Raw genomic sequence first — 2,538 nt, forward strand, 5'->3', positions numbered from 1 at the left:
GGCACACTGATCGCCATCAAATTAGGTTTTCTTCCGAGATTTGAGGACTTAGGATTTGCTTTTGAAGACCGGTTTGTCATCTGGGAAATCGGCTTGAAAGGTTTAAGAGATAACTTTTGGTTTGGACAAGGGCCTTTGACTTATCTCAATGTCTGGCAAGACTATGGGGACAAATACACACAACATGCCCATAATATTGTTCTAGACACCCTTCTTTCCTACGGTGCCGTTGGGACAGGTATATTGTTACCTTCGCTGATTTCATTAGGCAAGAAGATTCATCAAATGCGGCAATATCCGATTTTACGACGTCGCTTAGCCTTGATTTGTAGTTTCTGCAGTATCGTTATCCTGCACGGCATGTTTGACTTGACCATTTTCTGGTTACAAACAGCCTTCTTATTCTTGTTCGTTGTACTGTCTATCCATAACATGTACCACGAAGTTGAAACCAACCCAGAATTACAAGGCGAGGATAAAGACTATTCCAGAGACTAATTAACACATTTTAAAAAAATAAATGCTAAAACGGCGGTTGAGACTAAGCTATCTCAACCGCCGTTTTGCTAACAATTTTTATTTAATTATTTAATGTCTCTATCTGCTTGGAAAGTCACTTCTGCAGGTAAGATTAAGTTTAATACGATACCAACGATGGCTGATAAGGCAGTTCCTGAGAAGGTTAAGTAACCAAGGTCTAAGACCGCGCCACCTAAACCAATAACCAACATTGCTGACGCAATAATTAAGTTCCGTACTTGGTTGAAGTCGATTTGCTCTTCAATCATGACTTTCAAACCGTTACTTGCGATAATCCCGTAAAGTAAGATAGACATCCCACCGACTACAGCGTTTGGAATCGTTGAAATCAAGGCAGTAAATTTACCAAGGAAGGCTAAGATAATAGCGATAATAGCGGCGTTTCGGATAACTGATACAGAAGCCACACGCGTTAAACCAATCACCCCAGTGTTTTCACCATATGTCGTATTCGCTGGTCCACCGATGAAGGCTGACACTGCAGTGGCTACCCCATCACCGATTAAGGTTCTGCTTAGACCTGGATCTTTTAGGAAGTTACGGCCAACAATTTTACCTAATACTGTATGGTCACCAATATGTTCTGAAATAGTTACCAAGACAATAGGTACGATCGCCCATGTTTCAGGACCAAAGTATAAATTATATGATTCAAACAGAGATGTCTCAAATGGTAGGTATAAATCTGGCAACTCAAACCACTGCGCTTCTACAACTGGTGTAAAATCTACAATCCCCAATAGGACCGCTACAATATAACCACCAATAATCCCTACTAAGAACGGAATAATTTTGAAAAAGCCTTTCGCTCTTGTTTGGACAAGGGCTGTGATCAAGAAGGTCGCAACAGCTACGACGATGTTACGTACATCTCCATCTTCTGCGAAACCTGCATTGGCTACCGCACTTGATGATAAACCTAAACCAATTACCATGATCATAGGTCCAATAACGATTGGCGGTAATAATTTATCAATCCAGTTAGTACCTGCAAAATGAATCGCAATCGCTACAAGAACGTAGACTATACCAGAAATGATGACACCAGTTTGGGCTGCTGAAACATCTCCGCCCATTTGTTGAATTGCAATTTGCATCGCTGTAATATAAGCAAATGATGACCCTAAGTAAACGGGTACTTTCGCTTTAGTTGCAACTTGATAAATTAAAGTCCCAATCCCACTCGCAAAAAGAGCAACAGATACAGGCATCCCTAAAAGAATTGGCACCAATACTGTTGCTCCAAACATTGCAAATATATGTTGAAAACTCAATAATAAACCTTTCGCGAACAACGGTTTTTCCTCTACATCTAATAAAAGTGGTTTCGCTTTAATTGCCATAACTCACATCTCCCTCAAATTTGTTTTACTCTATTTTTCCCCAAAAAAATAAGGCCATTCGCAAATTGACCTAAGAACACAATTGATATTATGTGGTCACACCTCGGGTCCCGCCCTCAATGCTTCACAGGATTTTATGCTTTCATTATTATAAGGGTTTGATATTTAAAGTCAAGACACTTATATAGAATTTTTAAAATGGGGAAGAATTCTCGGAAAAGTATGAGTTAAAAGTCAATAAAAAGGAGAAAGGCAGTGACTACCTTTCTCCTATGAAAACATATTTTGTTTTAAATCGGTTTTAACAACCTGCCGCCCAAAAAATCACATTTGGCTTGGTGCTTGTACGCCAAGGATAGCTAAGCCAGATTCTAACACTTGTGTTAAGGCATATACTAATGCTAAACGAGATTGTAATTGATCATCTTCAGTTAGGATACGTGTATGTGCATAGTATTTGTTGAATTGCTGAGATAAGGCTAATAAGTATTTAGCCACAACAGATGGTTCGTATTTTTCATATGCACTAGCTACGATATCTGGGTACCGGTTCAATTCTTTCAATACTTGGAAAGCTTCATCGCTATCTAGGTTGAAGTTTGTCATTTCGCTGATCTTAGCCGGCTCAAAGTTGCCTTTGCGCAAGATTGAGTGA

3 protein-coding genes are annotated in these 2,538 nt (G+C 39.5%); 1 reads left to right on the top strand and 2 read right to left on the bottom strand.

The features are described 5' to 3' along the window. Positions 1-498 (top strand): O-antigen ligase family protein (locus ACRCJ0_RS11890; protein WP_431390549.1); only part of this gene is annotated, 498 nt, incomplete at its 5' end. Positions 499-584: 86 nt separating this feature from the next. On the opposite strand, the gene ACRCJ0_RS11895 is transcribed toward ACRCJ0_RS11890, so the two are convergent. Together ACRCJ0_RS11895 and ACRCJ0_RS11900 are read right to left on the bottom strand one after the other, a co-directional pair. Next, positions 585-1,883, bottom strand: coding sequence for a uracil-xanthine permease family protein (locus ACRCJ0_RS11895; protein WP_197557931.1), 1,299 nt, complete (start codon positions 1,881-1,883; stop codon positions 585-587). A 324-nt stretch (positions 1,884-2,207) separates the two neighbouring features. Next, positions 2,208-2,538, bottom strand: a 331-nt coding sequence (locus ACRCJ0_RS11900) for a DALR anticodon-binding domain-containing protein (RefSeq protein ID WP_431390546.1), incomplete at its 5' end; no start/stop codon positions are given.

It is taken from the genome of Aerococcus sp. L_32, assembly GCF_050689315.1.